The 26,997-nt window shown below is 69.8% G+C and carries 19 protein-coding genes; 7 read left to right on the top strand and 12 right to left on the bottom strand.

What is annotated here, in order from left to right; all coding sequences use genetic code 11:
• The first annotated feature begins 236 nt into the window (after positions 1 to 236).
• On the top strand, positions 237 to 1,871 hold the full coding sequence (locus tag ACIOD1_RS33010; RefSeq protein ID WP_401906633.1) for a hypothetical protein: 1,635 nt from the start codon (positions 237 to 239) through the stop codon (positions 1,869 to 1,871).
• A 235-nt stretch (positions 1,872 to 2,106) separates the two neighbouring features.
• Here ACIOD1_RS33010 and ACIOD1_RS33005 read toward each other — a convergent pair whose 3' ends face one another.
• Together ACIOD1_RS33005 and lexA are read right to left on the bottom strand one after the other, a co-directional pair.
• Positions 2,107 to 2,625 (bottom strand): hypothetical protein, encoded by a 519-nt coding sequence (locus tag ACIOD1_RS33005; protein ID WP_401906631.1) that lies wholly within the window; start codon positions 2,623 to 2,625, stop codon positions 2,107 to 2,109.
• Between the two features lie 126 nt (positions 2,626 to 2,751).
• Entirely contained in the window at positions 2,752 to 3,426 is a 675-nt protein-coding gene (gene lexA, locus ACIOD1_RS33000) for a transcriptional repressor LexA (RefSeq protein ID WP_401906628.1), read from the bottom strand.
• A 185-nt stretch (positions 3,427 to 3,611) separates the two neighbouring features.
• On the opposite strand from lexA, the gene ACIOD1_RS32995 reads away from it, so the two are divergent.
• On the top strand, positions 3,612 to 3,830 hold the full coding sequence (locus tag ACIOD1_RS32995; protein ID WP_401906625.1) for a hypothetical protein: 219 nt from the start codon (positions 3,612 to 3,614) through the stop codon (positions 3,828 to 3,830).
• Between the two features lie 195 nt (positions 3,831 to 4,025).
• Here the strand turns inward: ACIOD1_RS32995 and ACIOD1_RS32990 are convergent, their stop codons facing one another.
• From ACIOD1_RS32990 to ACIOD1_RS32980, 3 genes are all read right to left on the bottom strand, one after another.
• A complete protein-coding gene (locus tag ACIOD1_RS32990) occupies positions 4,026 to 4,262 on the bottom strand; it encodes a hypothetical protein (protein ID WP_401906623.1) in 237 nt (78 codons plus the stop codon).
• Between the two features lie 232 nt (positions 4,263 to 4,494).
• Positions 4,495 to 6,552 (bottom strand): NAD-dependent DNA ligase LigA, encoded by a 2,058-nt coding sequence (gene ligA, locus ACIOD1_RS32985; RefSeq protein ID WP_401906620.1) that lies wholly within the window; start codon positions 6,550 to 6,552, stop codon positions 4,495 to 4,497.
• A gap of 118 nt (positions 6,553 to 6,670) precedes the next feature.
• Positions 6,671 to 6,928, bottom strand: coding sequence for a hypothetical protein (locus ACIOD1_RS32980; RefSeq protein ID WP_401906618.1), 258 nt, complete (start codon positions 6,926 to 6,928; stop codon positions 6,671 to 6,673).
• A gap of 251 nt (positions 6,929 to 7,179) precedes the next feature.
• Between ACIOD1_RS32980 and ACIOD1_RS32975 the strand changes: the two genes are divergently transcribed.
• Positions 7,180 to 7,473, top strand: a complete 294-nt coding sequence (locus ACIOD1_RS32975; RefSeq protein WP_401906615.1) for a hypothetical protein — start codon at positions 7,180 to 7,182, stop codon at positions 7,471 to 7,473.
• A gap of 154 nt (positions 7,474 to 7,627) precedes the next feature.
• Here the strand turns inward: ACIOD1_RS32975 and ACIOD1_RS32970 are convergent, their stop codons facing one another.
• From ACIOD1_RS32970 to ACIOD1_RS32940, 7 genes are all read right to left on the bottom strand, one after another.
• A complete protein-coding gene (locus ACIOD1_RS32970; protein WP_401906612.1) occupies positions 7,628 to 8,914 on the bottom strand; it encodes a UDP-glucose dehydrogenase family protein in 1,287 nt (428 codons plus the stop codon).
• Between the two features lie 159 nt (positions 8,915 to 9,073).
• Positions 9,074 to 10,630: a glycosyltransferase family 4 protein gene (locus ACIOD1_RS32965; RefSeq protein ID WP_401906609.1), complete on the bottom strand. Its 1,557-nt coding sequence runs from the start codon at positions 10,628 to 10,630 to the stop codon at positions 9,074 to 9,076.
• A gap of 26 nt (positions 10,631 to 10,656) precedes the next feature.
• A complete protein-coding gene (locus tag ACIOD1_RS32960) occupies positions 10,657 to 12,111 on the bottom strand; it encodes a hypothetical protein (protein WP_401906606.1) in 1,455 nt (484 codons plus the stop codon).
• 88 nt (positions 12,112 to 12,199) lie between these two features.
• Positions 12,200 to 13,546, bottom strand: coding sequence for a putative PEP-binding protein (locus ACIOD1_RS32955; protein ID WP_401906603.1), 1,347 nt, complete (start codon positions 13,544 to 13,546; stop codon positions 12,200 to 12,202).
• Between the two features lie 2 nt (positions 13,547 to 13,548).
• Positions 13,549 to 14,892: a UDP-glucose dehydrogenase family protein gene (locus tag ACIOD1_RS32950; protein WP_401906601.1), complete on the bottom strand. Its 1,344-nt coding sequence runs from the start codon at positions 14,890 to 14,892 to the stop codon at positions 13,549 to 13,551.
• A 79-nt stretch (positions 14,893 to 14,971) separates the two neighbouring features.
• The gene (locus tag ACIOD1_RS32945; protein WP_401906599.1) at positions 14,972 to 15,757 is read right to left on the bottom strand and encodes a class I SAM-dependent methyltransferase; all 786 of its coding nucleotides are present in this window, start codon (positions 15,755 to 15,757) and stop codon (positions 14,972 to 14,974) included.
• Between the two features lie 86 nt (positions 15,758 to 15,843).
• On the bottom strand, positions 15,844 to 15,981 hold the full coding sequence (locus tag ACIOD1_RS32940; protein WP_401906597.1) for a hypothetical protein: 138 nt from the start codon (positions 15,979 to 15,981) through the stop codon (positions 15,844 to 15,846).
• A 277-nt stretch (positions 15,982 to 16,258) separates the two neighbouring features.
• Here ACIOD1_RS32940 and ACIOD1_RS32935 point away from each other — a divergent pair, with 277 nt between their 5' ends.
• The 4 genes from ACIOD1_RS32935 to ACIOD1_RS32920 all read left to right on the top strand — a co-directional run bounded on the left by ACIOD1_RS32935 (position 16,259) and on the right by ACIOD1_RS32920 (position 26,932).
• Positions 16,259 to 17,494, top strand: a complete 1,236-nt coding sequence (locus ACIOD1_RS32935; RefSeq protein WP_401906595.1) for an XRE family transcriptional regulator — start codon at positions 16,259 to 16,261, stop codon at positions 17,492 to 17,494.
• Entirely contained in the window at positions 17,475 to 18,008 is a 534-nt protein-coding gene (locus ACIOD1_RS32930; protein WP_401906592.1) for an NUDIX domain-containing protein, read from the top strand. Before ACIOD1_RS32935 ends, ACIOD1_RS32930 begins: the two co-directional genes overlap by 20 nt.
• A gap of 2,117 nt (positions 18,009 to 20,125) precedes the next feature.
• Complete coding sequence (locus tag ACIOD1_RS32925) at positions 20,126 to 20,533, top strand: hypothetical protein (RefSeq protein WP_401906591.1); 408 nt, start codon at positions 20,126 to 20,128, stop codon at positions 20,531 to 20,533.
• Positions 20,534 to 20,683: 150 nt separating this feature from the next.
• The gene (locus ACIOD1_RS32920; RefSeq protein WP_401906589.1) at positions 20,684 to 26,932 is read left to right on the top strand and encodes an SDR family NAD(P)-dependent oxidoreductase; all 6,249 of its coding nucleotides are present in this window, start codon (positions 20,684 to 20,686) and stop codon (positions 26,930 to 26,932) included.
• The last annotated feature ends 65 nt before the right edge of the window (positions 26,933 to 26,997 follow it).

Raw genomic sequence — 26,997 nt, 5'->3', positions numbered from 1 at the left:
AGGCCGCTATGGCCCGTTCTGCAGCTCCTGCCCGGTTCTCCACCCGCTTTGGCCGAGAAGCACCCAGCCCAAAAGGAACCATGTCGGCTGTAGCGGGTGGGGGCTGTCCAGATACGGACACGCGGTTCCCCCGCGCCTGGCCGGAAGGTCACCGGGCATCTTGCGATGACGGCCCGCACGGGTGCATGCGCGGCATACCGTGCTGTCCCAGTGCGGGACTGTCGGGGAGGGCAAGCATGGCGGTGAAAAAGTCGGAGTACCGGATGTGGGTTCAACTGGCTCAACGGGAGGATCTGCCGCAGGCCGCGTTCGAGGCGGTGGTGGAGGGGCTGGTGCCCGGCCCCGAGGGATTCGATCCCGGGTGGCAGGAGAAGGAGTTCGCTGGGGCCCTGCCGGCCTTGTTCCGCAGGGTTGAGGAGCAGGGCCTTCGAGACCGGTTGATCGCACAGTCGCGCAGTGAGATCCCCAAGCTGGTTCGCCAGGGCCTGGTGGGCGGGCGCGACGTCACCGCGGTACTTCGCCACCATGCGGTCGAAGCCGAGCTGGTGACGGCTCTCGCGCGACACGACCGGCATCGTGACGTGGTCACCGAACTCGTGGAGGGCGCGGATCTCCAGCAACTCATGGGAATCCTGCTGGCCGCCGGGAGCCCCCACCCGGAGGAGTCCTACGAGCTGCCGTCGGTGCCCGGCTTCCTGTTCGACGCGATCCTGCTGCGCGCGCTGACCTGTTTCACCGCCCAACTGGAGGGCTTCGTCATCGATCGCACGCGGGAGACGGCGGACCGGTACGGGGGACCCGCACGATGGCCCGCCTACGGGATGCTCGCTCTGATCCTGGAAAGGTGTCCGGAGCGCTGGCCTGACCTGGTGAAGGACTCCAAGCACGGCACGGCCGTGCAGCACACCCTTTTGGATCATGTGGACACCGCGAAGCTCACCGATGACGTCCTCGCCGCGTGCGGGGCGGCCGTGCCCCTGGGCGAGTGGGCAGACCTGGCCAAGCCGCAGTCCAGCCAGCACGCACGGCTGCGACACATCAGCGACCGCGTCCACAGGCATCCTCGACTGCGAGAGATCGCCGTGGAACAGCTCCACGCGGCGAGCGCCGAATGTCTGGGCCGCGGCCGGCTCCTGCACGCGACGTCACTGCGGCGCCTTCGTGACCATGAAGTGACGTCCCTGGCCCACGCCCTGGCGCTCACCAGCGCCAGCGGCAAGGACCTCGCCAAGATTTGGGCGGCCGTCATCGGGCTGGCCGAGCCGACCGCGGTTGAAAGGCGCTCGGACTTCGACGGGGATGAACCACTGCCCCCGAGGCGATTGCTCAACAACGACCACCGCATCAGCGCCCTCGCCGCCCTCGCCGGCAACCCTCACCTTGATCGTCGGCTGGCCCTTGAGGTACTGGAGGAGCTCCACTCGGTCGAGGTGCGCTGGCTCATCGCCGACGACGTTCCGGCCTGGCTCAAGGAAGCGGCGGCCCGCCACGTGGCGACTGTCAGCCCGGAGAAGGCCGACCCGGTGCCCCGGCTCCGGTGCGACGAGGAACTCGACGGCTACGACGACCCCGAGGCGGTCATGCAGACCTGGCTCGACGCAGTGAGGGATCACCGCGGGGCGTTCTTTGACCAGGTCGAGTACACGGTCATCAACTCCCGGCATCGCACCGACGACTTGGTGGCGCAGGTCCGTGCCCACATCGTTCTCAGCGACTACGAGCATGCCTTGGCGGCGGAAGCCTTCTTCAAGCTGTGCGGCGACAACGCCCAGAGGTGGAACACCTTGATCAAGCTCCTGACGCGCGAGCAGCGTGACTTCGAGGAGACGTTCGGCGAGTTCCTCGAACGGTTGAAAGCAGCGTTCGAGTGAGCTAGACGGTGACGCGGCTACCACGGTCTCACGTGCTTCACCACAACGCCTGACCGCGGTCCGTGCCTGTCAGGCACGGACCGTACGCGAACTGTCGACGTGAGGCGTCGGGTGGCCATACCGCGTCAGCCGGCCCCGCCAGAACGGCACCTACGCCTCGGAAGGGTTCGTGGTCATCCACGGGCCGGAGAGCAGAAGGTCGCCCACGCCGCGCAGGCTCGACGTCTCGCCGGTCTCAGCCCTGCGCCCGGCGAGGCCGGTGGAGGCGGCGTCGTCCCGGTGAGGGGTCAGGAGCGGCATCCGGTGAGGAGAATCCACCCGCCACCGCGGCTCGTTGCGCCGGCTGCTCTGCGACCGGGGCCGTGGGGGCGGGGAGGGCGGCCATGCCCTTCGCCAGGACCGTGATGTGCGGGATGTGCCGGGCACAGGCCTGGCACACCTCTGCCAGGGTCCAGACCTGGCCGACGGCCGGGTTGTGGACAAGGACCAGCAGGCTGATGCCGGTGCACTGGACGCGGGTCTCGTGGAGGCCGCACTGATCACTGCCGCAGCTGCAGGCGGCGTTGGGACGGACGCCTGCGAGTCGTCCGTGAGCTTTGATGTGCTCCGCGGCGAAGCGGCGCATGCTCGCGGTGTCCTTCGAGCGAGGCGGCATCTTGCACGCGGCGGTGCTGCAGGTGACGGACACGGTGTGGTCGAGGTGGCCGGTGAGGCGAACCGTCCAGGTCCGTCCCGGCACACGTGATCCGGGCATCAGGGTCAAGTCGGGTCCTGTCGTCGTGCTGGTACTTGTCGGTGCCCTCCGGCCGGCTCATCACGGAGCGGAGTACGTACGCCGCGTCGCGGAACGCAGCCCGCCAACGGTGCGGACCGCTCTGGATCAGAGCGCGCGCAGGACGGCGACTACCTTGCCGAGAATAGTGGCGTCGTCGCCGGGGAGCGGCTGATAGGCCGTGTTGTGAGGCATGAGCCAGACCTGGCCGTTCTCACGACGCAGGCGCTTGACCGTGGCTTCGCCATCCAGCATGGCCGCGACAATGTCGCCGTGGTCCGCGCTGTCGGCCTTCCTCACGGTGACGATGTCGCCATCACAGATGGCGGCGTCGATCATGCTATCGCCGACAACCTTCAGCGCGAACAGCTCGCCCTCGCCGACGAGGTGCCGCGGCAGTGGCAGGACGTCTTCGACGACCTCCTCGGCGAGGATGGGCGCGCCGGCGGCGATGCGGCCGACGAGCGGAACCTGGACGGCCTCCGGCTGCGTGCCGAACTGGTCGGCGGGCCAGCCGCGGACGCGGTAGGCGCGGGGGCGGTGCGGGTCCCGGTAGAGCATGCCCTTGCGCTCCAGGGCCATGAGCTGGTGCGCGACGGAGGAGGTGCTCCGGAGGTGGACACCTGCGCCGATCTCCCGCATCGAGGGCGGGTAGCCCTGACGGGCGACAGTCTGCTCGATGAAGGCGACGATGGCGCGCTGGCGGATGGTGAGTCCGTCCGGGCCGGGGCTGATGACACCAGGCGGGCGCCCAGGGCGGGCTGCGGATTCGGCGACGTGCATGTGGTGCTCCCCCCTGAAGGGATCTTGCGTTCAGGGACAATAACCCGCATCCCACCCGACACGGAACATCTTTTCGATAACAGGGCGTCCCGATCTCCCAGCTGGTGGTGAGGAGAGCCAGCCGGAGGGCGCCGCCCTCGGGCGCGGAGTTTGCTCCAGGGGTTCCGACGGCTCAAGATCCGCATGTGCCATTTCACGTCAGGCTCCGCTTCGGGCCACCCCCCTCTCCCGCCATCACCGGCACGTGGAGCAGCTCCGAGAGCGCCGAGCGGAAGTTCCGGGGTTTCATCGGCCGCTACGGCAGCCAGGCGGACGTACGGATCGAGCTGATCGAGGAGGGTTCCGAGGGTGAGCACACCGTGCGGTCCTGGACGCGGGAGCGCGGGGAAGTGGAAGGGCCCTGACAGGGCCCCGGGGCGCGCTTCTTCGTCACGCTGAGAGGCCGCCGGGCGTCTCTGGTCGGGCTGTCGTTGCCCGTGAGGGTGATCAGGGGCAGGGTGGGAATGGGCCGAGTGACACCGCGGTGATGGGTGGTGCGGGCGATGGGCAGACCGGTGTGGACGGGGGTTCCGGGGTTCGGGCTCGTGCGTTTTCTGAACTTACTGCCGCGCCTTGCTCGTAGCCACGATGTCGATGGCGACTCGGAGTGGTGTTTCGGAATGGCCCAGTAGTGCCCGGGTGATTGCGATCGCCTGGATGATACTCATGCCACGCTCGGCAAGAAGGGCCTGAACGGCTTCCATTCCTTCAGTCTTCAGGATTGGTCGAGACTCCTCGACCAAGGCGGTCCAGCGTGCGGCATGCTCGGGGCCTAGCCCAACGACGTATTCGAACACGACTGCTTCCCTTCCGTGCTGGGCCGATGGGTTGTACTCACATGGTCTGTGAGTACAACCGGATCTCATGGCTGATCATCCCATCATTGTCTCAGCGGTGGCTCCTCGCTTCCGCCGGGCGGGATGAGCTGGAGCCAACTCCTACTGTTCTAAGCCGAGTGGTTGGCCTGGCAGAAACCCTTGGGCCGTGTCTTTGGGTCGTGTCGGCCCGGCAATGTCCGAAAGAGATGACCTAGGTGGTGGGGAGGAAGTCGGCGACGAGGACGGCGAATTCTTGGGGGTCGAGGATGCGGATGCCGAGCTCTTCGGCCTTGGCTCGTTTGGAGCCTGCTTTCTCGCCCGCCACCAGGAGGCTGGTGCGCTTGGACACCGACGACGAGGCTTTTCCACCGGCCCGCTCGATCAGCTCGTTCATCTCGTTTCGGGACAATGCCGCGAGGGCGCCGGTCATGGAGCCGGTCACCACGACAGCCTGTCCGGCCAGCGGGCCGCTCGCCGAGTCCTCGCCGTCGTTCCCGGCCATCCCGCCGGTCACCGCAGTCGCGGGCCTCTGGGGCTCGGTGACCTGCGTGCCGACCTGCTGGGCTTGGAGCTTGTCCAGGAGCGGGCCGAGTTCGACGAGTTCGGCCGCGATCACGCGGGCCTTCTCGGTGCCGATGCCGTCAACCCCAGCCAACGTTTCGGCGTCGGCGGCCCGGATCGCGTCCATCGACCCGAAGTAGCTGGCAATCCGGCGGGACATCGTGCGCCCGGTCCCCCGGACACCCAGAGCGCAGAACACGCGCCCCAGCGCGGCCCCGCGGGCGGTCTCGATCGCGGCCAGAAGGTTGGCGGCGCTGGTCTCCCCCATACGCTCCAACCCGAGGAGTTGCTCACGGGTCAGGGCGAACAGGTCGGCGATGTCCTTGACGAGTCCGGCCTCCACCAGTTGGATCGCGCGGGTCCCGCCGAGGCCTTCGATGTCGAGCTGGTCCCGGCCGGCGGCGTAGATCACCGAGGCCACCGTCTGGCAGGCGCGGCCGCGTACGCACCGCCACCGCTGCTCGGCGGTATCGATCGCATCTCCGCAGCGGGGGCATACCTCGGGGAAGTCGATCGGGCTCTCGGCGCCGGTGCGCTCGTCGACCAGAGGTGCCTCAACCCGGGGGATCACATCGCCGGCCCGGTAGACGAAGACCTGATCGCCGATCATGAGCCCGCGACGGGTGATGTCGGACGGATTGTGGAGCGTGGCGTAGGTGACGGTCACCCCGTCGATGACCACCGGCTCCAGGACCGCGCGCGGGGCGATGATCCCGGTCCGGCCCACGTTCCACTCCACCGCCAGCAGGCGTGTCACCTTGTGTTCGGCCGCGAGCTTCCGGGCCACCGCCCACCTCGGAGCGCGGGAGCCGTTGCCGGCCTGTCGCTGGTCGGCGGCAGTGTCGGCCTTGACGACGACGCCGTCGATTCCGAACGGCAGCTCCGCGCGCAGGCTCGCGATCACGTCGATGCGTTCCTGTACCTGTTCCACGGTCTCGCAGCGCATGGGGGCGGCGGGCGTGCTCGCGGCCGTGTTCGCGCCGAGTGCGGCCAGGTTCTCCAGCAGAGCGAAGTGGCCGAGGTCGTCCAGACCGATCGCGCTGTAGGCGAAGAAGGTCAACTCGATGCGGTAGGGGCGGTCTTTGGCGCGCAGGGTGCCGGCCGCTCCGCTGCGCGGGTGCGCGAAGGGTGTGGCCTCGTGGGCGAGCCGGATCCGGTTGGCGTCCTCGAACTGCGCGGTCGTCAGCAGCACCTCTCCGCGCAACTCGACGTCGAGCGGCTTGGTCAGGACCGCAGGAAGGCCCAGGACGGTGTCGGCGGCGTGCGTGATGTCCTCGCCGGCCAGGCCATCGCCGCGGGTGAGGACCTGGACGAGCCGTCCGCCCCGGTACCGAGCTGCCACCGCGAGACCATCGAGCTTCGGCTCCACACACCACCCGGCCACCGAGCGCCCCAGCCGCCGTTCCAGCCCGGCCGCCCACTCGACAAGCTCGTCGGCGTCGAAGACGTTGTCGAGGGAAAGCATCGCCACCGAATGCGGCACATCCCCCTGCACCGCACCACCCGCCACCTTCCCCGTCGGGGACTCGGCGAGCACCTCGTCCGGGTGGGCCTCCTCGTAGGCCGTGATGGCGCGCAGGAGCCCGTCGTACTCGTCGTCACCGAGCGGGGTGGCTCCGTCGCCGTAGTACGCGGCCGACGCCGCCAAAGCGGTGGTCACAGCCTCCACGTACGCGACAGGAGACTCCAAGGCACTGTTTTCGGTCATGAACGTCATCATCGCGCCCCGCACTGACAACGCCATGCCGACCCGATCGTGCTCGCCACGGCCCCCCTTCACGCCGACACACGGCCTGCCCCATGTGGAGGGCCGTCCGGCGCGGCCCTCAGGCCACGGTGACGCGCAGGACGTACGACTGGCCGGTGCTGATGGCTTCCGCCTGTTCCCCGAGGTCCGCGTCCGTGAAACCGAGCAGCGCCTGGTCGGCTGCCCGACGGAGGAGCGGGAGGATCTCTGCGACGGGCCGGCCCCGATGTCCTTCGGCGAGCTCGGCGAAGGCCTTCTGGTAGGGGGCTCCGTACGTGCTCGCGCTGTCGGCCAGCAGGTGGTCAAGGTGCTGTCGCTCGATGCTGATCTCGCCCATGGCCCGCTCCTTCGGTCCTCGGGGCCCTGTCTGGTCCGGACCCTCGCCTTCGACGCTACGAGGCCGGTCTGACATCGACCCCCGACCCGGAAAGGGGCGCGTCCCGCTGATGAGGTCCTGGAGCTGCTCGCGGACGGGTGGCGGCATCAGCCCCTCGGTGGCGAGGAGGTGCCACTGGCAGCCGCGGTCGAGCCGGTGGAACTCCCCGAGCTGGTAGTGCAGCACCAGGGCGTCGAGGGCGCGATGTGCGGGTGGCCAGTCGCGCGGGCCTGGGGCTGGCTCCGCCGGCGCCGGACCCGGCAGCCAACCTCGGCGCGGTCCCGGCCACCGCCGTCGCCGGGGCCATCCGGCCGGTCCGCACCTACACCCTGCTCGGGGCCCGGGCCGCCGACGGCCAGCCCGTGCACCTGCCCAGCAGCCGCCCCGCCGGTATCCGGGTTACCTGGAGAGGGCCGACAGGCAAGAGGGAGCAGTTCGAGGTGACCGGCGCGGTGCTGCCGGACGGCACCTACGCGGCGGAGCGCGTATCGGTGTACCCGGGGTGAGCTCGGCGCGCTACGGCTGAAGCATGCCCGCACGGCCACCTGGCCAGGCTCTGGGGGCCTGACCAGCACCGGTTGCCTCACCGCCCGATCGTCGCAATCCGCTCGGGCAGGACCCAGTCTTGGCGATGGTGATGTCCCCCTGGTGAAGGAGCAGTCAGGGACGGCCGACGGAGGTGTACCGGAATCCGATCTCGCGCATGCGCGCAGGGTCGAGGAGGTTTCGGCCGTCGAAGATGACCGGTGTGCGCATGACGCTGTGGGCTTCGGCCCAGTCGACTTCGGCGAGCTCGGGCCATTCCGTCACGATCACCGCGGCGTCTGCGTTGGCCAGGGCCTGCTGCGGGGTCGGGAAGCGGGTCACGGAGTCCCACGGCTCCCCGGCATGCGGGCGTGCGAGGGGGTCCCAGGAGTGTACGTGCGCGCCTTCGGCGAGCAGGCGGCCGGCGAGGACGGTGGAGGGTGCCTCGCGCATGTCGTCGGTGCCCGGTTTGAAGGCCATGCCCAGGAGCGCGACGTGCTTGCCTGCGAGGTCGCCGAGTTCGTCCTTGAGGTGTTGGATGGCTCGGCGCTTTTGGATGTTGTTGACGTTGATGACGGCGGTGAGGAGCTGGGGGTGGAAGCCGGTGTTGGAGGCCATCTGGCGCAGGGCTTCGCTGTCTTTGGGGAAGCAGGAGCCACCCCATCCGATGCCGGGTCGCAGGAAGTGGGCGCCGAGGCGGTGGTCCATGCCGACGGCTGCGAGGACGTCGGTGACGTTGGCGCCGGTGTTCTCGCAGAGGGTGGCGATCTCGTTGGCGAAGCTGATCTTCGTGGCGAGGAGGGCGTTGGCGGCGAGTTTGACCATCTCGGCGGATTTCACGTCCATGGTCGCCACCGGGGCGTTGATGCCGGTGTGCAGGGTGGCGACGAGTGCGCCGGCGGTGTCGTTGTCCTGCCCGATGACGATGCGGTCCGGGGCCATGAAGTCCTGGATGGCGCGGCCTTCGGCGGTGAACTCAGGGTTGGAGACGTAGCCGACGTGGGCCAGGCCGGTCTCGTCGAGGAGAGCGCGGGCGCGGGCTCCGGTGCCGACGGGGACGGTGGACTTCATGACGACGGCCTTGAGGTCGCGGGCGTCGGTCAGGGAGCGGATGACGGTCCACACGCGGGAGAGGTCGGCGTCGCCGGAGGCTGAGGGCGGGGTGTCCACGCAGACGTAGGCGACCTCGGCGCCGGTGATGGCCTGGTTCAGGTCTTGGGTGAAGGTCAGGCGTTCTTTGTTGCGGGCGATCATGTCGCCGAGTCCGGGTTCGTGGATGGGGACGTCGCCGGCGTTGAGGATGCGGACGCGTTCGGGGTTGATGTCCCGGACGGTGACGAGGTGGCCGAGCTCGGCGAGGCACGCTCCGGTCACCAGCCCGATGTATCCGGCGCCGAACACCGCGATGCGTCGCTCTGCCATGTTCTGTCCATCCTTTTCGTGCTGGTGCAAGGGGGGTGTTCGTATCGGCCCGGGTGGCGCCCGGATGTCGGGCGCCACCCTACTCGGGTGTGCTTTCACTGCCGGAATCGTGCTGTCCCAGGCCGCGGGGGCGGCGGTGGCGAGTCGCCGGCGTGCGGGTCAGGCCTGGTCGGCGAGGACGCGGTCGTAGATGTCGAGGTAGTGGGGGGTGAGGCTGCGCCAGGAGTAGTGGTCGCGGGCGAACCGGCCGGCGGCCTCGCCTCGTCGGGTGAGCTCGGCCGGGTTGGTGAGGGCGTGCTCGATGGTGGCGGTGAGGTCGGCGAGGTCGCCGGGGGCGGGAAGCCAGCCGGTCGCGTGGGGGCCGCTGGTGGTGACGTAGCCGAGGGGGCCGCCGCTGGCAGAGGCGATCACGGGGGTGCCGGAGGCCATCGCCTCCAGGTAGACGAGGCCGAAGGGCTCGTCCACGGAGGGTGCGGTGAGGAGGTCGGAGCAGTGCAGGCCGTCGATGAGGTCGCGGTGGGGGCGCCAGCCGGCGAAGAAGACGTCGTCGGTGATGCCGAGGTCGCAGGCCAGGCTGTGGGGGTGGGCCCCTTCCCATTCGCCGGGGTTGCCGCCCAGGACCAGCAGCGCGGGGCGTACGGGGGTGCGCTCGCGCAGGACGGCGACGGCCTGGAGAAGAAGGTTGAGGTGCTTGAAGGCGAGGAAGCGGCCCATCCAGAGCAGCAGCGGTCGGCGGCGGCCCTGGTCGTCGTGGAGCAGGCGGCGGACGTCGGCGGTGGTGTATCGGATCGTGCCGGGAGGCCGGCCGGGGAGCCAGCCCTGGGGGTCGTCGACGAGCCACCGGTGGAGGATCTTGTAGCGGTGGGTGTCGTCGAAGGTGGTCGGCGGGGTGAAGAGGTCGGTGTCGACGCCGTTGGGCACCAGGTCGATTCGACTGTCGGGGATGCGGACCAGGGATTGGGCCAAGGCGCGGTCCTGTTCGGAGATGACGACGATCCGGTCGCTGGTGGCCGCGTAGGCGCGCAGGCGATCCACCCAGTGCCGGGCGTGGGTCCACATGTGCCAGCGGTCGGTGAGCAGGGCTTGGGCCTCGTCGAGGTCGGGGGCACTCGGATTTCGGGTGAGGCGCCGCAGTGTTGCCTGGGGTTCGGTGCGGTACTGCTCGCCGAGGGCGGCGACGGACAGGTCCAGGGCGTCGGCGAGGTCCAGGCGGCGCAAGGCGTTGCGGAGGAATTTGAGTTCGGTGCCGTGGAGGGTGGTCACCACCGGGCGGGGGCCGTCTTGGGTGATGCCGTGGAGGGGGGTGAGGTGGTGGAGGTGGAGGACTCCGGCCTGGCCTGCTTGGTGGGTGGTGAGGTGGCGTCGCCAGTACGCCTCGATGGCGTCGGCGGTGGCCGGGGCGACGGCGGCGAAGACTCGGTCGGGAGCGTCGGCACGGTCCTCGTAGCTGGGGTGCATGGGGACGGGTTGGGCGAGGGCGTCCGCGCCGTGGGCGTGGGCGGTGGCGGCGGGGTTGTAGTCGCAGCCTGTCAGGGGCAGGCCGTTGTAGAACGTCGGGGCGTGGGAGTAGGCGCCCGGCTGCCCGAGGGAGCCGGCGAAGATGCGGGCCGGGCGTCCGGTGGCGAGCGTCTGCTCGGTGAGGTTTTTGACGACGAGGGAGGATCCGCCGCGGGGGAAGAAGAGGATGCCGTGGTCTACGGTCGGGAGGTCGTTCATGCCGGTGTCCTTGGGTGTTGGCGGTGTCAGCGGGGGATTTCGACCAGGACCGATGGGGCTGCGGTGGTGCGGCGGTCGGTGTCGGCTTCGTGGCGGGCGGCGATCAGCCGGTACATCGCCGCGTAGATCCGTTGGGTGAAGGTCTGGCCCGCGAGGTGCGTCATGCGCCGGGCGACGGTCTCGTCGGGGGTGCACCCGGCCGCGGCGCGCAGGAACTCGGCGGTCATCTCCTGGGGGGTGACCGAGCTGGCGCTGTGCGCGTTGTCGTAGATCGTGTCCGCGTACCGTCCGCCGGAGGGGTCGGCGAGGGGGTTGCGGCGGTGTTCGAGCCGGATGCGGTAGCGGTCGCCGACCACGTCGTTCTTGCTGACGCGCACGTGCTGGAGCGGTCCTTGGTGGAGGTCGATGACGAACTGCGACATGCGTCCCTTCTCCCGGAAGGGCAGGTGTCCGGCGCGGTCGGCTTCTTGGAGGCCGACTTGGCGGTGGGAGTAGCTGTTGGAGGTGAAGGTGTAGGTCAGGTAGCCGTGCGGTCGGGCGTCGTCGTCGAGGAGTTCGAGGGTGAAGGCGAAGTCCATCTCCGCCAGTGCTGTGCGGCGGTCCAGGCCGGCCGTCGCGCCGTGCTCTGGTGACAGGGGTCGCAGGAGGGCTTCGAGGGCGCGGTTTTGGTCGGTGGCGAGGTAGTCGCCCACGCGTCGCACGTAGTGGTTGGTGATCCGCACCGCGGTGACGGGGCCTTGGGCCAGGCGCAGGTACCAGGCCATGAGGTCGATGTAGTGGTAGCTGGAGAAGGCGAGTGCGCCGACGCCGTGGGTGTAGCCGTGGGCGTTGCCGAGCCTGTACTCCTCCGGAAGGCGGAAGTGTCCGCCGGTCACGGTGAAGTTCCCCATGGTCAGGGGCTGTCCGTGCTTCTCGTAGACCTCGGTGATCAGGCGGGCGGAGTCCACGAAGGCATCGTTGGCGCGGCGTCGCATGGGCATGGCGAAGAGGTGGCCGGGTCTGTCGAGGTGGGCCTTGAGCAGGGTGTCGAAGTGGGTGTCGATGGTGGTGGCGGCGTGCACGTCCCATGCGGCGTCCGCGACGGCGACGATCGGCTTGTCGCACAGGAGGTGGATGCCGCGCCGGGTCGCCCAGTGCAGGTAGGGGTAGTGGGCGACGGGGTCGCAGGCGACGATCGCCACATCGAACGGCCGGCGGGCGTGCGCGGCGTCCAGACGGTGCTCCAGGTCCTCGGTCCTCTCCCCCGGCTTGGGCTGGATCCACTGGGGCCGGTCGTAGCGCAGGAGGTCCAGCAGATCGGGCATGTGGTGCAGGAGGTTCTCGTCGTAGGGGTCGCGCAGGTCGCAGATGGTGCTGACCCTGACCGGGAATCCGCGGCGTTGCAGCGTGAGGATGGCCGGGACGTGGTTCTCGGTGGCGGCCCAGTGGCCGCAACCCCCGATCAGCAGGACGTTGATCGGGCGGGGCGTGGTCGAGGGCATGGCGAAGTCGACCCTTCCAATCAAGTGGTGGTGGGCGGATTGCGGGGCGAGTCGTGCGCCCCGCCCCGGAATCGGAGGGTCGGTCGGTTCAGAGGCCGAGGAGGGTGGTGACGTGCTCGGTGAGGTGCCGGGTGCCGCCGGTGGTGAGGGCTTCGTGTCGGATCGACTGGCGGGAGTCGTCGTCGAGGCGGGAGAGGGCCTCGTGGACGGCGGGGATCGCGGGGAGGGTGACGGTGAGGCTGTTGACGCCGAGGGAGGCAAGGACGGCGGCGCCCACGGGGCTGGCCGCCAGGCCTCCGCAGGCGGATACCGGCACTCCGGCCGGGCCGGCGGTGTCGGCGACGTGGGCGACGGTGCGGTTCACCGCGACGTGCAGGGGGTCGATGTCGCGGGCGAGGGCCGGGTTGGTGCGCGAGGCGGCCAGGAGGTACTGCGTGAGGTCGTTGGTGCCGACGCTGAGGAAGTCGACGTCCTCGACGAAGCGGTCGACGGCCAGGGCGCAGGCCGGTACCTCCACCATCACCCCGAGCGGGATCCGGGGGGCCGCGAGTTCGCGGCAAATTTTCTCGGCGACCGCTGCGGCCTGGGTGAACTCCTCGACGGTGGTGACCATCGGGAACATGATCCGGAGCCGGGCGCCGTCTGCGGCCGCGCGGTAGAGGGCTCGCAGCTGGGGGATCAGAAGGGTGTCCGGGCGGCGAAGGGCCAGGCGGATGCCGCGGACGCCCAGGAAGGAGTTGTCCTCCTTGGGCAGGTTCAGTGCGGGGACGGGCTTGTCGCCGCCGATGTCGAGGGTCCGTACGGTGATCTCCGCGCCGCGCACCGCGCGGGCCAGGTCGAGGTAGGCCCTGTAGTGGGCGTCCTCGTCGGTGATCTCGTGCTCGCGGCCGAGGAAGAGCAGTTCGGTGGCCAGCAAGCCGATACCGGCGGCGGCGCTGCGTGTGAGTTCGGCCGCCTGCGCCGGCTTCACGAAGGTGGTGGAGAGGACGACCCCGCCCGGTGCCGGGCCCGCGGCCTGGGCGGCTTCGCGCCGTACCCGGGCCCGCTCGGCCATCGCGTCCTCGCGGGCGATCGCCTTCTGGAGGTCGGGGCCGTAAAGACCGGCGTGGAGCAGGCCCGCGTCGCCGTCGAGCGCGCACACGGTGCCCGCGGGCAGTTCCAGCACAGTGGTGCCGGCGGCGACGACGGCCGGGATACCCAGGCCGTGCGCCACCTGCACCGTGTGGGAGGTGGGGCCCCCGCTCGCGGTGCAGAACCCGGCGACGCGGTCGAGGTCGAGGGCCGCGGTGTCGGCCGGGGTCAGGTCGTGGGCCACCAGGATGTACCTGCCCTGGGGGGCGGCCGGGTCGTTCAGGCCGTGGAGGGGGGCGACGACCCAGCCGCGGGTTCCGGACACGCCGCGGTGCGTCGCGGCGTTCTCGAACAACCGGTCCATGGTCAGGCCTCCTGAGCGGTGTGGTGGCGGAACGCCCCGAGGGTCTGGTGGTCCCAGCCGGCTGCCCGCCACCGGCTGGGGTCCAGGCAGCGGCGGGCGTCGATGACGGTCCGGGTGGTGCTGTCGGCGAGGGAGGCGGGGTCAAGAGCGGTGTAGCGGGGCCAGTCGGTGGCCACGATCAGGACGCCGGCGCCGATCAGGGCCTCGGCAGGGGCGTCGACCACCGTGAGCTCGGGCTGGTGGCGCCGCACCAGGTCGTTGACGCTGGGGTCGTGGACGCGGACTTCCGCGCCCGCGCGGTGCAGCCGCAGGGCGACGTCCAGGGCGGGCGAGTCGCTGATGTCCCCGACGGACGGTTTGAACGAGGCCCCCCAGACGGCCACGACCGCCCCTTTCAGGCCCGCGGGCAGGACGGTGGCGGTGTGCTCGACGGCGAGAAGGCGGCGCCCGGTGTTGGTGGAGTCCACGGCGGTCAGGAACTCGGACGCGGCGCTCTCGCCCAGTTCCTGGGCGCGGTCGGCGAAGGCCCGAATGTCCTTGCCCAGGCAGGAGCCACCCCAGCCGAGGCCGGCTGTCAGGCCGAAGGGCCCGATCCTCTGGTCCAAGGCCATGGCGCGCGAGACGATTCCGAAGTCCGCGCCGGCCGCCTGGCAGATGTCGTCCACGAGGTTGGCGAACGACATCTTCGTGGACAGGAAGGCGTTGGAGGCCGCTTTGGTCAGGTCGGCGGTCACGAAGTTGCCACTCAGCAACGGCACCCCGGCCTCCAGCCAGCCGCCCCACACCCGGCGGATGACGCCCTCGATCACGGGCCGGTCGGCGTCCGAGGAGCCCAGGACGAGCCTCGCTGGGTGCAGCGACGTCTCCATGGACAGCGCCTCGCGCAGAAAGTCCGGACTCCACCCCACCCGCAGCCGTACGCCCTTGGGGGCTGCGGCGGACGCGCGGGCCGCCAACCGCGCGCCGAACCCGACCGGCACCGTCGACTTCCCGATCAGCACCGCGTCCCGCGTCAGGCGGCGGGCAACCCCGACGATGGCCTCCTCAACGGCGCTGAGGTCCATCGTCATCGCCCCCTCAAGCTGCGGGGTCGCCACCGCGAGGAAGAACACCTCTCCGTGGGCGACGGCCTCGTCGTAGGAGTCGGTGAAGCGCATCCGACCCGCGGCGGTGTGCTTCGCGATGTAGTCCGTGACGCTCGGCTCGTCGAACGGGCAGCGCCCGGCCCGCAACGCGTCCAACGTCTCGGCATTGATGTCGACGCCGAGCACGTCATGCCCCAGCTCGGCCAAGGCGGTCAGGTAGGGCAGACCCAAGCGGCCCATACCGATCACGGTGATCTTCATCTTGCTCTCCCAGGTGTTCGTGCGACAGCGCAAATTGGTGGTCGCGGCCATGCCGAACCCGGCTGTACCGCCGGATCGGTCATGCTTCGGTGATCTCGTGGGCGGCCTCGGCCGGGCGGCGGCCGACGATCACAGAGGCCTGAAGGTCGGCCTGGAACACTCCGTCCGGGCAAGCGGCCGCCAGCGTCCTGCGCATGTCCTCCTCGAATGCGGCCTGTCGACCTTCGAGCGCCGCCGCCGAGGAGTAGGCGTAGGTGCGCTGCAGACCGACGAGCTCGTCGAGGGTGTAGGTCCGCCGGTAGTCCGTACGCAGGACGGAGACCCGGCTGAAGGCGGACCGGCGGATGACCTCCTCGTGGCCGCCGACAGGCTCCACGTACGCGGTGGCAGGACCCGCAAGGTTCACCGAGCCCAGCCAACGCAGACGCAGTTGCTCCAGCAGCGCGTGCCACCACTCGCGCTGCGTGCCCGGCGCCCGGTAGCCCGCGACGGCGATGAACCCGCCCGGCCGGACGGCCTGGTCGAGGGCCGCCAGGACCCGTGGCCGATCCATCCAGTGGAACGCGTCCGCGATCACTGCCCCGTCGAAGAGGCCGCTCTCGGTCAGGGTCGCCGCCTCAGTGGCGTCGGCCTGCCGCCAGGTGACCGACCGGATGGCGCGCGCCTGGGCCCAGTCGCGGCCGGCGGCCAGCATCTCCTGCGACGCATCGACCGCGGTGACCCGTGCGCCACGCTCGGCGAGGTCCAAGGCCAAGGTGCCCGGACCGCATCCCAGGTCTAGGACGCGGGGCTGGTCCTTCGCGTCGTCGAACTGAGCCGCGATGTACTCGACGACAGCCGGGGGGTGGGGGCGTCGGTAGGTCACGTATGACGCACCACAGGAAGCGAAGATCGTCCCTGCGTCATGGTAGCCGGCGGGGCGGGGTTCCAGGCGCCGCCGCGGTACGGACGTCACTCTTCCTCGTCCCGCACCAAGGAGTCGGACGGGGCCGGGTCGTCGAGGGTGAGGAATCGGGCCCAGCCGGCCTCGGCACGGGCGAGCAGTTCAGGGCTGGGAGACGGCGGCTCGGGGAAGGAAAATCCGGGCATGGTGTTCTCCTCGGACAGACAAGGGCGAGGGAGGAGCGCGGCGGGCCGAGGGGTAGTCCTCGGCGAGATCCGACAGCCGCCGCATCAAGGGATGCCGCTCGGTATCGGCGGCTGACAGCCAGTGAACGTCCCCCCGATCCGTCCTGGAGACTCCAGCGGGTGACTCCAAGCCGGAGTCAGCTGTCGGCACCTCGCCCTAGCATCGAACCAGCCGTGAGAATGGGGACCCGTGATGGTCAGTCAGGGACTGGATCCGCAGGCTGTCGTCGTTGGCCTGATGGACGACGACCGCATGCTCAAGGCCCTCGCCGAACGGGACATGGGCGCCCTGTTCACCCTCCTGAACCGGCGCGGCGTGAGCACTCGCAGGCTCGCAGCAGCCGTCGACATCAGCCAGGGCCGCCTCTACGACTACATGAACGGCAACTGCCGCGTAGAGAAGCTCTCCCTCTTCGAGCAGGTCGCCGACGGCCTCCGCGTGCCCGGCCACCTCCTCGGCCTCGCCCGAAGAAGTTGGGAACCCGCGCCCGAAACCCCGATGCCCGCCACCGACGCCGAGCAGCCCGCGGACGTCGATGACCTCCACGCGATCGACGCGTTCCGCGACGCGGACCGCCAAAGCGGCGGTGGCCGCCTCTACGCGGCCGTGACCCGGCACCTGAAGGACCGGATCGCCCCTCGCCTCGTCGACGCCTCCGACGGCCCCGGCATCTTCGCGGCAGCCGCGGCCCTCACCGAGATGGCCGGCTGGATGGCCCACGACTCCGCCCAAGACGAGCTTGCCGTCAAGCACCTCACCCGCGCCCTCCCCCTGGCCCGCGTATCCGGCGACGCCCCACTCGCCGCCAACATCGCCGCCAGCACCAGCCACCTCACCCTTCACACCGACGACCGGGCGGGAGCAGCCCGCTGGGCCAAGACCGGCCTCCACCTGGCCGCCCAAGGCCCCCGGATCCCTGCCCTCACCGCCCGCCTGCACACCATGACCGCCCGAGCCCTGGCCGCCGCAGCCCAGCACACCCCCGCCCAGCACGCTCTCGACCAAGCCCGAAGCGACCTCGCCGAACCCGCGGAGGCCACACACCCCTGGCTGAGTCCATTCGACGCCGCAGCGCTCGCCAGCGAGTCCGCATTGATCCTCAAAGACCTCGGCCGCTACGACCAGGCCCTCGAACAGGCCGAGCACGCCCTCACACTGCGGGAGGCAGGCCGTGCCCGCTCTCTGGCCCTGACACGAATCACCCTGAGCGACATCCACATCCGCAGAGGCGACCTCGACGCCGCCGTGAAGGTCGGCCACGACCTCCTCACCACCAGCCCCACCCTCAGTTCCGTTCGCGTCATCCACCAGCTCGACGACCTGCGCGCCCGCCTCGACCGCCACAAGGCCTACGCACCGGTCGGCCAGTACCTGGTGCGGTTCGACGACGCACACCGGGCCAGAATGCTCCTGATGGCCGACATCATCACCGCGCCCAGGAGAAGCCCCGCCCATGAGGCCCACACCCGATGACCCCGACGCCTGGAACGCCTACCTGGCCGAAGGCAACCGCACCCAAGCCCGCAAACGCGTCTCGGCCGACGCACTGATCCGCAACCCGGCCGGCCACGTCCTGTTGGTCAAGCCCACCTACAAGCCGGGCTGGGACCTGCCCGGCGGAATGGCCGAGGCCAACGAGGCACCCGAAGCCGCCCTCACACGCGAACTCCGCGAAGAACTCGGTCTCGAAGCAACCCTCCGCGACCTCTTGGTCGTCGACTGGGTACCGCCCCACGGACCGTGGGACGACCAGATCGCCTTCATCTTCGACGCCGGTGCCCTTGACGATGCACACGCCGCCAGGCTCCGCCCGCACGACGACGAGCTTTCGGAAGCCGTTTTCTACTCCGTCGACAAGGCTCTCGAACTCCTCCACAGCCGGGTACGGACCCGACTCGGCGCCGCTATCCAGGCCAGACAGGCCGGCCATCCCATGTATCTGCACGACGGACGCACAGCGCTGTCCTCGCACAGAGATCCTGAATGAGCCTCACACGCACCCTCATGACCATCACCGAGAGAACGGCAGTGCGGCCCCTCGGCGGGGCGACCCCCAAACGCGCGGATCGAACGTACCGCGCTGAGCACGAGTGAAGCCGACCGGCCGGACGAGCCCCGAGCACGCGGGTCAGGCAGGCAGCACTGGTAGGGCAGAGCTGACGTTCCCCGAACGCTCGGGACGACTTCCACGACGCCCTGGACCTCCGGAAGGACGGCAGCTGATCCCCGGGCGCGCGGGGCGGACCGGACCTGGTGCAGGGTGGCGAGGCTGCTCGGGGGCTGATCCCCGGACGCGGGGAGGACGAAGTCCTTCTGCGTCAGGCTCGGGTCGGCCTTCGGCTGATCCCCGGGCGTGCGGGGCAGACGGCGGAATCAGAGCGGTCGCTTTGGGGCTTGTGGGCTGATCCCCGGGCGCGCGGGGCGGACGCGCTGTCGACGTACTCCCAGAACGCTCGGCTCGAACGATCCCCGAGCGCGCGGGGCGGACATCTCCTGTTCGGTCAGCGGGTCGCCGTCGAGGGGACGATCCCCGAGCGCGGGGGGCGAACTCCCGGATGACCTTTCGCAGGCGCGGGAGCACCGGACGATCCCCGAGCGCGGGGCGGACCAACCCGCCAGGTCGCCCATGACGAGTTGGAGGGGCAGATCCCCGGGCGCGCGGGGCGGACTCGGCGGTGATGTTCACGAACACCTCGATGGCCGGCTGATCCCCGGGCGCGCGGGGCGGACGGCCCGACCGAGCTGAACCCGCTCGTCGTGATCGGCTGATCCCCGGGCGCGTGGGGCGGACCGTCCACCTCTCCTCTTCTTGATGGGCTGGCGCGGCTGATCCCCGGGCGCGCGGGGCGGACAACGTGAAGGAGACGCGGCGGGCGTAGCGCAGCGGCTGATCCCCGGGCGCGCGGGGCGGACCCACTCCCGAGTGTGTACGTACGCCAGCGGCTCGGCTGATCCCCGGGCGCGCGGGGCGAACCGCGGGCGGAGCAAGGTAGAGGGCAAGGTGCCCGGCTGATCCCCGGGCGCGCGGGGCGGGCTGGGTCCGCAGTCGCGGGCGACCGTCGGTCTGAGGCTGATCGCCGGGCGCGCGGGGCGGACACCTTCGCTGCCACCGAATGAGCTCCAAGCGCGTTCACGCTCGGATACCAGGGGCCACGATGTCGCATTCTGGAGGGCAAGTACCTCGGGAAATTTGGCAGCCGTCATGCACGGACGGGTGATGCTGTCCGCTGGAGCGGGTTGCGGCCGTGCGCGACCACGGTCTACGGAGGGTCGGTGCTCGATCTCGAAAGCTGGTGGGGGGGGCGTAGGCGTATGGGGATCCGTGTCTCCGATCAACGGGGTAGTGGCGGCGTGGCGCACCCCCGGGGCGTGCCGACTATCACCGTGGGCTGAAGCGCACTCAACAGCAGGGCCGGCTGACATGCATAGGATCCTTGGATGGTTACTGCCCGGGATCAACTGCGAGGGCCGAAGGTCTCCCGGGGCCAACGGGGACCATCGCAGAGCCTGTGGCGTGGTGGATTTGATCAGCCGTGAGTTGGAGGCTCCGTCCGAGCGGCTGACAAACGGTCTGGCCCTCGACGGCGAAATTTTGCTCTTCGGTATCCCGGGCGTATGGGTTGCCCCGCGAGGCTGTTCGGCGGGCCTCCGCCCGCAGTGGCACCGCCGCGAGGGGGGCACGGGAACGTCGGCCTGCTGAATTCGGGCGGATTCCGGTGAGGGTGAATTCGGGGGGCGTGGAGTCGATTGCGGTGCGCTGCACGCACGCCCAATTGACAGACTGTCCCTTTTTTTGATCCGGCGCACAGAAACCTTTCTTCTTTTCACTCCCCTCGCTTCCGGCGGGCGCTCAGTGCATAAATCAGCCTCCTCGGGAATTCCCGTCAACCCCTCTTTAATCAACAGCCCCACTCTCGAACGCGCATTCCCTTGGTTTTAGAAAGAGGAGCGACGGGAGCGCGTCAAATGCATGCATGGGGCGGCCTGCCGTCTGGCAGTGCATCGATTTGCATCTTTTTCAAGAGGAGCCGAATTTGTATCCTGCTTGCGCTTTTGGCGCGCTGTATACATGCAGTAGGAAATGATTCACGAAAGGAAAGCGTCATGAATGGAAAGCCGATCGCCGAACTGCTCAACACGATCAATGAGACCCGCGTGGTGAACACCGACAACGACGTACTCACCCTGGAGTACTCCGCCAAGGCAGGCGGCACCCTCGACGGGCATCGGGTGTCCGGACTGGCGACGCATGTCGCCAAGCGCTACCCCGACGGCACGGAGACAGCCCAAGCCCGAATCGTCCTGATCGCCGTGGGAGGCACCGACCAGCTGGTTCTCACGGGGCTGGCCACCGGCGTCCTGCGTGACAGCGGCGCCGTGTCGTACGAGGGCTTCTTCGTGGCCCGGGCTCCGCAAGGCCGGTTCGCCGACCTGAACGGCAAGGGAATCATCGCCACCGCCGTGTTGAAGACCGACGGCACGGTGGCCCACACCTGGCACCTGTTCAGCTGACAGATGCCCACCATCGCCCCGGGGCGGGGTATGCGGGCGGGCCAGGGAAAGCCATGCTCCGCCGCCCCGCCCAGGGGGTAGTGGCCCGGCCCGGCATCCGCCTCATGGCATAGGGGTGCACCGTTTCAGTTCACGTAAAGGGATCAGCACATGAGCAGGACGACGAGGACGAGGCGGGCCGCAGAGGAGCCGGTTGATGCGGTGGCGGTGGTGGGGGCGGCGTGCCGGCTACCCGGTGGCATCGACTCCCCGGCCGCATTGTGGCGCCTCCTTGAAGGGCAGCAGGAGGCGGTAGGGCCCGTTCCCGGCGACCGCTGGGATGCCCCTGCGGTGGCGCAGGGCCTGGCAGGCGTGCTGGGTCGGCAGATCCTCAACGGCGGCTATCTGCCGGCACGGTTCTTCCGGTTCGATCCGGCGTTCTTCGGGATCAGCGGCCATGAAGCACGGTGGATGGACCCGCAGCACAAGCTGCTGTTGATGGTGGCGTGGGAGGCATTCGAACACGCCGGTATCCCGCTTGAGAGCCTGCGGGGCAGCGGGGCCGGCGTGTTCAGCGGCATGTTCACCATGGACCACTTGCTGCGCGGGCACCGTAGGGCCGAGGAAGTCTCCCCGTACTGGACGACCGGGGGGATGCACGGTGTGGGGGTGGGGCGGCTGTCGTTCTTCCTGGACCTTCATGGCCCGTGTATGGCAGTGGACACCTCCTGCTCCTCCTCGTTGGTCGCCCTGCACCTAGCCTGTCAGTCCCTGCAAGCGCGTGAGTGTCCGCTGGCGCTGGTGGGGGGCGCCTCGGCGGGGCTCGGTCCCGAGGTCAGCGTGGCGGAGGCCCGGTGGGAAATGCTGTCGCCCACCGGTCACATCCGTGCTTTCGACGCGGAGGCGGACGGCTTCGTGCGCTCGGAGGGCTGCGTCGTAATGGTGCTCAAACTGCTGTCCGACGCGAAACGCGACGGCGACCGGATCCTGGGGGTGGTGCGCGGGACGGCGGTCAACCAGGACGGGCGTTCGGTGCGGCTGACAGCTCCCTCCTCTGACGCGCAGGCGGCGGTGTTTTCCGCGGCGTTGCGGCGGGCGGGCCTGGATGCGGGGCAGGTAGGAATGATCGAGGCGCACGGTACCGGGACGGCTATCGGGGACCCGCTGGAGTTCGCGGCGCTGAAGAAGGTATACGGCGCTGGCAGCGGCCGGTGCGCGCTGGGGTCGGTCAAGACGAACCTGGGACATACCGAACCGGCATCCGGCCTCGTCGGCCTGTTGAAAGTGCTCCTGAGCCTGCAACACGCGACGGTGCCCGCGACGCTGCACTTTCGCCGCTGGAACCCGCAGATCGACGCCGGCGACTGCCGACTGTTCGTCCCCACACACGCCACACCCTGGCCGGTGGAGTCCGGGCCGCGGTTGGCAGCCGTGTCCTCCTACGGGGTGAGCGGCATCAACGCTCATGCAGTCGTCGAACAGGGGCCCGTCGAACAGCACCGTCGCGGCCGGCGGCAGCCGCAAAACAAGACCTTCCTGCTGAGTGCAGGATCTGCGGAGGCACTACGCGAATCAACGGCGCGACTGGGCGCCTGGCTGGAGGCGGACGGGCAGCAGGTGCCGTTGGCGGACCTGGCGCACACGCTGGCGGTGCGCCGCTCCCATGGGCGCCACCGCGCCGCAGTCGTCGCCCACGACCGGAAGACCTTGGCAGCTCGGCTGGATGCCTACGCACGAGGTGGGGACACGGAAGGCGTCACGGCCGGCCGGGTCCTTCCGCCCGGGCCCGGGCCGGTGTTCGTCTATTCCGGGCACGGCTCGCAATGGGCCCGTATGGGACGGCGCCTGCTGGGGACCAACAGGGCCTTCACCAAGGCCATGGACGAGTTGGAGGCCGTCATCCAGGAGGAAGGCGGCTTCTCCGTGCGGCAGATGCTGGACGCGAAAGACCTCACCACAGCCACCGAACGGATCCAACCGGTGCTGTTCGCCCTCCAAGTCGCGCTGACGGCTATGTGGCGCTCCCACGGCATCGAGCCGGCCGCCGTCATCGGCCACTCCATGGGCGAGATCGCCGCCGCCGTCGCGTGTGGCGCCCTGACGGTCCAGGACGGCGCGCGGGTGGTGTGCCGCCGGGCCAAGTTGCTGACCCGCGTCATGGGCCAAGGCGCTATGGCAGCCGTACAGGCATCCGCCGAGGAGGTCGAACGCGACCTGCGCGACGGGGATCAGACGGGTGTGGAGATCGCGGTCCTGGCTAGCCCCTCCAGTACCGTCGTTGCCGGCGACGACACGGCGATCGACCGCCTGCTCGAGCGCTGGCTCGCCCGCGACATCGCGGCTTCCAAAGTGGCCGTCAACTACGCTTCGCACTCCTCGCACATGGACCCCCTGATCCCGCTCATCCGCGACGCGCTAGCAGACGTGCGGCCAGCCCCTCCGGGCTGCACCTTCTACACCACCGTCCTACAAGACCCGCGCGCCGCCGCCACCCTGGACGCGGGCTACTGGGCCGACAACCTCCGCCGCCCGGTCCGTTTTGCCAGCGCGGTCGCGGCCGCGGCCAGCGACGGGCATCGCCACTTCATCGAGATCAGCCCCCACCCGCTGCTGACAGCCGCGATCAGCGCCACGCTGGAGCAGGACCTGCCCGGGCAGACAGTCGCCCTGCCCACCCTCCACCACGACCAGGACGAACGTCTCGGTTTCGCTACCGCGCTCGCCGCCCTGCACTGCGCCGGGTCACTGGTGCCGTGGCGGCGCTGGTACGCCCGGGGCACGTTGTGTGAGGCACCGGCCACCACCTGGGAGACGGGCGAACACCTGATCGACCCCAGCATGCTGACCACCCCCGCCTCCGCACAGCCCCACCCCCTGCTGGGCACACCCTTCAGCGACCCGGCCGACGCACACCGCCATCTATGGCATCATTCGCTCCCCGCCTCCCTGACCGGGTGGCTGCGCGACCACAGCATGGCCGGCGTAGCCGTCATGCCCGGAGCCGGATTCTGCGAGATGGCCTTGGCAGCCGCCGAGGACGCCCTGCCACCCGGGGAAGGCGTCGTGCACCTTCGCGACATCACCTTCGACACCTATCTCCCCCTCGACGCTGAACCCCTCACGACCCTCTGTAGCGCCAGCTACAGCCCGTACCGCTCATCGGCGCGCTGGCAGGCCAGTTCCCGGCGAGACGCGCAGACGATCCTCCACAGCACGGCCACGCTCTCCCGGGTCGCGAATCCGCCCCGCCCGCCGCACTTGGAAGTGAGCGAACTCGAAGAGCGCTATCCCCGCCTGGTGCCGGCAGGCGCGCTGTACAAACGCTGGCAGCACACCCTGCGCTTGGAGTACGGACCAGCCTTCCGGCCCCTCGCCTGGGTACGGCTGTCCGAGGACGACAGCTCCACCAGCACCCAGGCGGTGGCACGGCTGCACCTACCCGACGAAGCCCGACCACACGGCGGCTCCTTTCGCTGCCACCCCACCCTGCTGGACGGCGCCCTGCAGACGCTGTTGGCGTTGTGGACCCTGCGCGCCGATCTACCCCCCGGGTCTGCGTACCCAGTTGGCATCGGCGAACTGCACCTTCTCGGTGATGCCCGACGCGCGGCGTTCTGCCGCGCCCGGGCCGAAGCTGTCTCACTTTCGCGGATCACCGGGGCATTGGAGCTGCTCGACGAGGAAGGCCTGCCGCTGCTGAGCGTCGACGGCATCCGCTTCGCCCACGAGGCACGTGCCGCTGATCCAGACGAAGAGCGCCTCTACCAGCACCGGTTCGAGCAGGTCTCCGCCCCCACCGCCCGGCAGAGCGCGGAACCATGGCTGATCCTCCTCGAACAGGGCCCTGGTTCATGGGAAAGTGCCCTGCTCGACGCGCTGCGCGCCGCCGGCGCCAGGCTCACCCTGATCGAAGAACCTCTGACCACCGCCCCAGACGGCTTTCGGCAGCGTTTGCGGCGGGCTCTGGACGCCGCGGACGAACCCTTCGACAACGTCCTGCAGCTCACCCCGCCGCCCACCGGCGACGGGCCAGGGCTCTGGTCCGCACAGACCGCCTGCGCGCGCACCACCCGCCTGACTCTCCTGGCCCGCACCCTGGTCGAGGCAGCCGCCACCCCACCGCGCCTTCAGGTCCTCACCCACCACGGGCAACCCGTGGTGGACGGCGAGGACGTGGCGCTGGAGAGCGCGGGCCTGCGCGGCCTGCTACGCAGCCTCGCCTACGAACACCCCGAACTACACGCCCGCCTCATCGATACCGACATCTCAACAAAGCCTGAGCTGATCGGGACCGAACTCCTTGCCGAGCCCGACGACAACGACGAGGTGATCTGGCGCACCGGACACCGTTACGCCGCCCGCCTCGCCCCCGCCCCCCTGCGGCCCGACGAACGCCGGTCGCTCAGCCTGTCACCCGGCGACCACGCCGTGACCGCCGAACCCGCAGCCGTACCCGGCCACCTCACCTACACTCTGGACCCCGACAGCAGCACGGTCGACTCGCACGGAGACAACGGAGGCAGTCCACCAGCAGACGCCAAGCACGACGTACGCATCGCGGTGACGCACACATGCCTTGGTGACGCCGGTGTGCAGCTACCGGTGCGCGCCTGCGCGGGACGAACCCTGCCTGACGAAGGCAGCCACGACACCGGCCGTTGCCTAGCGGTGCTGACCCCAGCTCCGGGCCTGGTCAGCCCGATAACCGTCGACCCCCGATGGACCACAACCGTTCCCGATCACCTGGACCCCGGCAGGTTCGCCGGAAGCCTGCTGCCGTACCTCACCGCCCGCCACATCCTGCACGACCTGGCCCGCCTCGCCCCGCGTCAACGGGTGCTCCTGCACGGCCCCCGCACTGCCACCCTGCTCGCTGCCCTGCACATCGCCCACGCAGCAGGCGCCTTGGTTCACGTCGACGCCGACGAGGACCGGGACCCGATGTCCGCTCTCCCCGACCACGTACGCTCGCACGACCCGCAGGCCGCTCTGTCCTACGACGTCGTCCTGGACACAACCACCCACCCTCATCCCGATGCGCTGCCGCCGCTCAACCCAGGTGCCCGCTGGATCACCCTGACAGTCCCCGGCCCTCGGCCCGACACCCCGGGCACCTTGACCGCACACTGCAACCCGGCAGCCGTCCTGGCCACGCCTGGGCAGGCGGAGGAGCATCTGCGGGAAACGGGACGCGCTCTGGCCGAGGGCACCTGGCCCCTCCTGCCCGTCAGGCGCCTGCCCCTCGACGACCTCACCGCCCCCGTCACACCGCTTCCAGGCCCCAACACCACAGCGGCCTACGCCTGGCCTCGCGCCCCGATCACTGCGTATATCCCGCCCACGAGCCTGCGCCTGGTCCACGACGACGGCAGCTACATCATCACCGGCGGTCTCGGAGGCCTCGGCATGATCCTGTGCCGGTGGCTATCCGAACGCGGCGCCGGCCGCATCATTCTCAACAGCCGCTCGGCCCCCGACCCCGAGACCCTCACCGAGATACACAGCCTGCGCGAGAACGGGGCACACATCGAAGTCCTCAGCGCCGACCTCGCCGAGCCCGAAACCGCCGAACGCCTCGTGAACCTCGCCACCCAGACGGGCCTGCCCCTGCGCGGAGTCATCCACGCTGCCGCCGTCGTTGCCGACGCCACCGTCACCCGGACCGATCCCAAACTCATCGACCGGGTCTGGCGCCCCAAAGCGGCCGGCGCCTGGCTGTTGCACGAGGCCACCGTGTCCCAACCGGTGGACTGGTGGGTCGGATTCTCTTCCTTCGTGTCGCAAATCGGATCCCCCGGCCAGGGCCCCTACGCCTCGGCAAGTGCCTGGCTCGATGCACTGATAGCCCACCGCCACGCCCACGGCCTGCCTGCCCTCGGCATCAACTGGGGACCATGGGGAGAACGCGGCATCGGCGCCCGCACCATCGGCGCCCGCGGCTTCGCCACCATTGCCCCCGTCCAGGCCCTCCGTGTCCTCGAACGCCTTCTCGCCCACGCCCGACCCACCACAGGCTGCATCGACCTCGACGTCACCGCTTGGCTCCAGCCCTACCCAGACGTGGCAGCCTCCGCCTACCTCTCGCCCCTCATGGGAGACGCGTCCACGCCAGACCAACCGGCCGAACCCCGCGACCAGCAGCGCTTCCTGGCCGAACTCCGCGACATCAAGGACGCCACGGCACGCACCCGGCTCCTGACCGACCACATCCGTAACCTGACTGCCGATGTCCTGCGCGCCGCCCCCGACCGCATCGACATCCACGCCTCGCTCGTCACCCTCGGGATGGACTCCCTCCACACCATCCGCCTACGTCAACGCCTGCGGACCAGCCTGGACATCGACATCCCCGTCACCGCGATGTACAAGGCCCCCAGCGTCCAGGCCCTCACTGCCTACATCGACGAGCACCTCACCTGACCGGCGCCACCCGCACCACGCCTCCAGCAGACCAGCCCACGACGAAACGGCACCCCCTATGAACA

Origin of the sequence: Streptomyces sp. NPDC088097, from assembly GCF_044741845.1 — a bacterium.
GTDB lineage: Bacteria > Actinomycetota > Actinomycetes > Streptomycetales > Streptomycetaceae > Streptomyces.
This window is presented reverse-complemented; position numbering and strand designations above follow the sequence as displayed.

What these genes read in the sequence shown, in the direction of transcription:
- ACIOD1_RS32940 (WP_401906597.1), bottom strand. Translation starts at nt 15,981, where the DNA reads ATGCCCGGATTTTCCTTCCCCGAGCCGCCGTCTCCCAGCCCTGAACTG.
- ACIOD1_RS32920 (WP_401906589.1), top strand. Translation starts at nt 20,684, where the DNA reads ATGAGCAGGACGACGAGGACGAGGCGGGCCGCAGAGGAGCCGGTTGAT.
- ACIOD1_RS32960 (WP_401906606.1), bottom strand. Translation starts at nt 12,111, where the DNA reads ATGCCCTCGACCACGCCCCGCCCGATCAACGTCCTGCTGATCGGGGGT.
- ligA (WP_401906620.1), bottom strand. Translation starts at nt 6,552, where the DNA reads ATGACCGAAAACAGTGCCTTGGAGTCTCCTGTCGCGTACGTGGAGGCT.
- ACIOD1_RS32955 (WP_401906603.1), bottom strand. Translation starts at nt 13,546, where the DNA reads ATGGACCGGTTGTTCGAGAACGCCGCGACGCACCGCGGCGTGTCCGGA.
- ACIOD1_RS33005 (WP_401906631.1), bottom strand. Translation starts at nt 2,625, where the DNA reads ATGCCCGGATCACGTGTGCCGGGACGGACCTGGACGGTTCGCCTCACC.
- ACIOD1_RS32965 (WP_401906609.1), bottom strand. Translation starts at nt 10,630, where the DNA reads ATGAACGACCTCCCGACCGTAGACCACGGCATCCTCTTCTTCCCCCGC.
- ACIOD1_RS32980 (WP_401906618.1), bottom strand. Translation starts at nt 6,928, where the DNA reads ATGGGCGAGATCAGCATCGAGCGACAGCACCTTGACCACCTGCTGGCC.
- ACIOD1_RS32930 (WP_401906592.1), top strand. Translation starts at nt 17,475, where the DNA reads ATGAGGCCCACACCCGATGACCCCGACGCCTGGAACGCCTACCTGGCC.
- ACIOD1_RS32935 (WP_401906595.1), top strand. Translation starts at nt 16,259, where the DNA reads ATGGACGACGACCGCATGCTCAAGGCCCTCGCCGAACGGGACATGGGC.
- ACIOD1_RS33010 (WP_401906633.1), top strand. Translation starts at nt 237, where the DNA reads ATGGCGGTGAAAAAGTCGGAGTACCGGATGTGGGTTCAACTGGCTCAA.
- ACIOD1_RS32970 (WP_401906612.1), bottom strand. Translation starts at nt 8,914, where the DNA reads ATGGCAGAGCGACGCATCGCGGTGTTCGGCGCCGGATACATCGGGCTG.
- ACIOD1_RS32950 (WP_401906601.1), bottom strand. Translation starts at nt 14,892, where the DNA reads ATGAAGATCACCGTGATCGGTATGGGCCGCTTGGGTCTGCCCTACCTG.
- lexA (WP_401906628.1), bottom strand. Translation starts at nt 3,426, where the DNA reads ATGCACGTCGCCGAATCCGCAGCCCGCCCTGGGCGCCCGCCTGGTGTC.
- ACIOD1_RS32925 (WP_401906591.1), top strand. Translation starts at nt 20,126, where the DNA reads ATGAATGGAAAGCCGATCGCCGAACTGCTCAACACGATCAATGAGACC.